Here is a 4,650-nt window from a genome sequence, read left to right as displayed (position 1 = left end):
TGCATTAACCAAGCAGATCGTTGCCATGAAAAAGCGCTTCGTAAAGTACAAGGATTATGCAAAAGCAGACTGGGAGGAAGTATTGCTCAAAAAAGAACGAGAAGGTGCTTTGCAACTGAGCGCGGAAAAGCTGGCCTCCGTGATGCTAGTCAGAGAAAATAAGGGCGAGATGTGGATGGAGGAGTTGCCCCTACAGGCGCAATACCGCTCCCATCAAAGGAATAATCGCTCATGACCTTGATGGGGACGGCTGGAGGAGGTGATGTTAACAGGGAATGACTTCAACAAAGAAGTCGGAATGGTCCTGATGCGGGTTTGCAAGGCCTGGTACTGAGTAGGGGTAAAGAAGGGGCTTATGGAGCTGTCGATGCCCAAAGGGCAGGTTTGAGTCTAAGGGGAGATATTCGGCAATGGTCCGCGTATTTACGGAAGATGGGCCTGCTTTTTTAGCGAGTGAAAACCGGGGCCTTTACACCTCTTTCGATCATCACATATCGATAAAGGAGCGCTTATTTTCGAAGCATTACCTTTGGATAGTCGAGCGATTCAGTACTTCGAGGATGGTAGAAAAAAGGCCCTGCTTTTTACCTATGGCTCTGGGTATCTTGGACAGTCTTCTCGTAAAATTATCATCCCAAAGGACGTTATGCATATGGAAGTGTTTGATTCCTCCGGGAAAGGAAGGCTAATCAAATATAAGGAATAGCATAAAGCTCCGGACCTGCCTTTTTGATGCAGACCCGGAGCTAATCTTGCTGTAGCTAAACATTCATCGGAACTTCCATCAACAGTACCTTGGCATCACTGCTCGCTTTTACGTACAATTTTGTCCGTATTCCAGACCCCAAATCCGTCTCGCTTGTTTAAAGCCTGTCCTTCAATGCTTACATCTCCTTCCAGGACGAAGGCATAAACTCCATTGCCTGCCTTATTAATCGTGTAAGTGTCGCTTGCTCCCGCTTCAAATTTCCCGAGTGGAACCAGGCATCCTGGTGAATCCATACGCCCTGATCATCCGCATGGGGCGACAGAATTGGTAGAATTCATTCTGTTTTTCCACTTCCTTGATAGAAAGCTGGTCGTAGCGCGGTTGCACATTCTTTTGGTTCGGGAAGAGCCAGATTTGCAGGAATTTCACGGCTCTATCATGGTTTTTATTGTATTCACTGTGGAATACGCCCGTACCAGCACTCATTACCTGGATGTCTCCTTCCTGAATTACCGCTTTGGTTCCCATACTGTCCTGGTGCTCGAGGTCTCCTTCCAAAGGGATGGAAATGATTTCCATGTTGTCGTGGGGGTGCGTACCAAAGCCTTTCCCTTCGGAAAACAACGTCATCATTCAGCACCCGAAGGACGCAAAATGCATGCGCTCCGGTATTGTAGTAATTGGCGAAGCTAAAGCTGTGATGGCTGTTCAACCAACCGTGATTAGCATGTCCGCGACTTTCTGCTTTGTGCAATACAGTGTTCATTGTTCTTTCCTCCTTATTTGGTAAATGATTGAAACCTATTTGTTCTCGTAATTTGTCGTAAGTAGATTTCTTTTCTTCCTTTTTTGAGCTATCCAATAAGTTTGAACCTATTGATGCTGCGGCTCCTGTGAGTAGGCTTTTTTGTGAGAAATTCTTTACGATCCATAATCCTGTTTTTTTTAGGGTGTTTCCAACTTTTCCTTAGACAATAGTTCGGCAAGATTAAGCGGCAATATTACCATATCTAGTGAATCTATTGATGATGGGGATTATTTTTTCCTCATTTGGGTTTAGCTCAAAGTGTAGAAAAAGAAATTGAGCATCATATGATTGTGAAAGTGGTTTTTCCAGTTAGCCATAGAAAACCTACTGGGTTTTCCCTTAGGATATGCAATAGCTTTGCTACTCCAACAGCAGAGAAGGCCAAATTTGACATGCATATGTTATTTTTTCTTCACTTCTGGCTTGACAATGCTCGAGCCCAGTAAATTGTATGGCATCTCGGATTAGGAATTCGATTTGAAATCGTTCTTTAAACATTTCAAATACCTGTATGGGATCGAGTTCAAGATCGGTAGAACAATAGACCGCCATAAGGCTTTGCCTTTCCCTCTCTATGTTTCCATCGGGCTAAAACCACTAATAAGGTCTGTTTTAGGCGTTCTGCATAAGCCTTAAAGGCATAGAGTTCGACCTCTGGATTATCGCATACTTTTTCAACCTTATCCGGATCCAAGTGGTTGGAGTTTTACTTTCCCATCATATTTTCTGGGTCTGCCTCTTTTAACACCCGGCTCTAGCTGATATAAATATTGAAGAGCGGCATCTCTTCTTAGCATAGTTACCACATGCAATTGGGTCTGCTCTCTAACAGCGTTAAAGTATTTTTTCTTGGCAAAAAACCCATCTAAGACCAAGTATTTAGCCATTTGATCAGTTTATCTTTCCGATCGACTATGATCTTTGCATAATGATCAATCAAGCTTTTATCTTCTGCTTTTAAGTCTTTGGGAGCCCGGCTTTGAATCACCTCCAGGGGAAAGGCGGTTTTGCGTTTTCTATCGATCAGAGCTAGAACCCCTAGTTCCAAACCAGGCAAACGCTTGCTGGCTACTCCATTATAAAAACGATCTACATGGGCCGTCTTTTTCCACTTTTTCGCACATAGGTCTGATCAAAGGCCAGTACACAATCGGTAGCTCCACTGGCTTGAAAAAGCTTGTGATTAAAATCGAGAAAATCAAAAAAAGCGAGCAAAATGATATCGGTAACACTACGTTCACAATAGCTCCCATAACGGGCCATGTTGAGAAAGGTGTTAGCGACAGCGCATCGACATAAATAGCAGCAATAGCTGCTCGATAAATTGCTTGCTGGACTTGTTTAGTTGGTCCATCTTATGTAGTATCACTTTTATGAGAGCCTGGCTCTCTGAAAAAGCATCTTGAGGTAGTTTCACAATCTAACTTCGATGCTTTTCTTTTTTCGCAAGGAGTATTTCTTGCCGAAGTATTATTAGATGAAAAGTTTGCAAAAATCAAGCTGCTGCAAACCGCGCCAACGCACGCCCGACCCCCTCACCCAATGCAGCAGCAATGCCTCGTCGCGCAATTTATTTTGCTTGATTGTTTTACAAAGTTCTTCTATTCATTCTCAGAAGAATATGAGAATGCGTGAAAGACTTATGAAAATCCGACCTTAGGCCTGTTTGCGGAATTGGGAGGGGGAAATACCTGTACACTTTTTGAAAGAATGCACTGAAATTGGCGGGTTCGGAGAAGCCGAGTTCGAAGCCAATTTCTTTATTGGAAAGCTCTGAGAAATAGAGCATCCGTTTGGCGGCCGTAGTTATGCGGGATTGGATGTATTCTTTGGCTGTTTTGCCGATGAGAGATTTGATGCTACGGTTAAGGTAGTCGGGGCTGATGTGTAAAGCCTCTGCATATTGAGAAGAACTGGCATGCCATTCCTTGTACTTTTCTTCAACCAGATTCTTTAAAGCCTCGCAAGATGGAGTTTCCGGCTTCCAGGCTCTGGGTATTGTCAAAAGGCAGGCTGCAGAGGTTGTTGCAGTTGATGAGGAAGAGTTCGACTAATGCTGCGATGGCTTTCTCCTTAAATTTGTCCTGTCCGTGATAATAAGCGAAAATCTCCTGGCAATAGTTCTTCAGCTTTTTGAGTTGACTTTCATCCACCATCAAAGGAGGACTTTCCCCATAATCCCGGAAAAGATTGAGGTCATCGATGAAGCGTAAGGGAATGTTGTTTTCCCCTAAAAAATCAGCAGAGAAAGACCATGGCAAAACCCCGAGGCCGATCCGCTTTCTATGATTGATGGACCTGTCCCGGCCCAATAAAGTAGACCTGTCGTTCCCCCAATGTATATTCTTTAAAATCGATGATGTGCTGGCCCTTAGCCTCTGCCGCAAAGGATGATGGTATAAAAATCATGGCGATGAGGGGCGTCTGCTTTCCCTGCATGCTTATCGTAAATATCCTCTGTGCGGGATATTCCAAAGCTCTTGAGCGGATCACCCTATTAACGTTTTGGTATGTTTTGATGGAAGACATGGAGACGTATTCTCGTGTTCGGGTATTCTCGTGTTCGGGTTATTTTTTTAGAAAGTTACGCAAGAGCCCATGCACCCGAACACTCGCACACTTAATTTCTCACCACTTTCTTTGAAAAGACTTCTCCTTTCTTATTGCTTAAATGGATAAAATAAATGCCAGGTGCAAAATCCATGGTATTGAGTTGTTGCGTTCCATTTTTAACTGAAAAAGTCTTCAGGAGTTTTCCTCTGAGGTCAAATATTTTTCCTGTGAAAGGCTGATTGTATTCCCTAGCCTCGATCTGCATAAAATCCTCCATGGGATTGGGAAAGATACGAAAAGCATCCTCGGGCAGTTTGTTGATAGAGGTAGTTCCAAAGGGAGGTGCTAATGGAGCAAGAGCTTGTCCTCCTCCGCCAATGTTACTGGGATCATTATTATCGACTACGTGCAGATGGGTGAAAATCTTTCTCATGTCGCGCGTCCAGGGAGTATTCAAATTGGATTCGATGAAAGGAAAGCCCCAGGCATTTTCAAACTCCTCTATGACACGACCCTCGGGTGACCACTCGGTTTCTATAGCATAAACATCCCAGGCGGTGTCGTCTACGATATAGGCTCC

Annotated in this window: 7 protein-coding genes; 1 reads left to right on the top strand and 6 read right to left on the bottom strand. The window is 43.9% G+C overall.

The annotated features are described in order from the left end of the window. The coding region (locus tag D5R40_RS36520) for a hypothetical protein (RefSeq protein WP_205127758.1) at nt 1–235 on the top strand (235 nt) is incomplete at its 5' end. Between the two features lie 566 nt (nt 236–801). Here D5R40_RS36520 and D5R40_RS43080 read toward each other — a convergent pair. The 6 genes from D5R40_RS43080 to D5R40_RS30470 all read right to left on the bottom strand — a co-directional run. Next, entirely contained in the window at nt 802–1,002 is a 201-nt protein-coding gene (locus tag D5R40_RS43080; RefSeq protein WP_375339430.1) for a pirin family protein, read from the bottom strand. Then, on the bottom strand, nt 962–1,342 hold the full coding sequence (locus D5R40_RS38370; protein WP_205127757.1) for a pirin family protein: 381 nt from the start codon (nt 1,340–1,342) through the stop codon (nt 962–964). Before D5R40_RS38370 ends, D5R40_RS43080 begins: the two co-directional genes overlap by 41 nt. A gap of 855 nt (nt 1,343–2,197) precedes the next feature. Beyond that, on the bottom strand, nt 2,198–2,404 hold the full coding sequence (locus D5R40_RS38365; protein ID WP_124155692.1) for a hypothetical protein: 207 nt from the start codon (nt 2,402–2,404) through the stop codon (nt 2,198–2,200). 701 nt (nt 2,405–3,105) lie between these two features. Next, on the bottom strand, nt 3,106–3,522 hold the full coding sequence (locus D5R40_RS43075; RefSeq protein WP_205127756.1) for a helix-turn-helix domain-containing protein: 417 nt from the start codon (nt 3,520–3,522) through the stop codon (nt 3,106–3,108). Further along, complete coding sequence (locus D5R40_RS38355; protein WP_205127755.1) at nt 3,458–3,778, bottom strand: hypothetical protein; 321 nt, start codon at nt 3,776–3,778, stop codon at nt 3,458–3,460. The genes D5R40_RS43075 and D5R40_RS38355 overlap by 65 nt, the downstream gene beginning before the upstream one ends. A 359-nt stretch (nt 3,779–4,137) precedes the next feature. Continuing rightward, nucleotides 4,138–4,650: T9SS type A sorting domain-containing protein (locus D5R40_RS30470; RefSeq protein WP_134239646.1), on the bottom strand; the 513-nt coding region annotated here is incomplete at its 5' end.

Source organism: Okeania hirsuta, assembly GCF_003838195.1.
In the GTDB taxonomy this organism is placed as follows: Bacteria; Cyanobacteriota; Cyanobacteriia; order Cyanobacteriales; family Microcoleaceae; genus Okeania; species Okeania hirsuta.
Note: the sequence above shows the minus strand (reverse complement) of the source record. Positions and strands in the feature narration are given on the sequence as shown.

Coding starts and splice junctions, on each gene's coding strand:
- D5R40_RS43080 (WP_375339430.1), bottom strand. CDS start 1,002: ATGGATTCACCAGGATGCCTGGTTCCACTCGGGAAATTTGAAGCGGGA.
- D5R40_RS38370 (WP_205127757.1), bottom strand. CDS start 1,342: ATGATGACGTTGTTTTCCGAAGGGAAAGGCTTTGGTACGCACCCCCAC.
- D5R40_RS38365 (WP_124155692.1), bottom strand. CDS start 2,404: ATGGCTAAATACTTGGTCTTAGATGGGTTTTTTGCCAAGAAAAAATAC.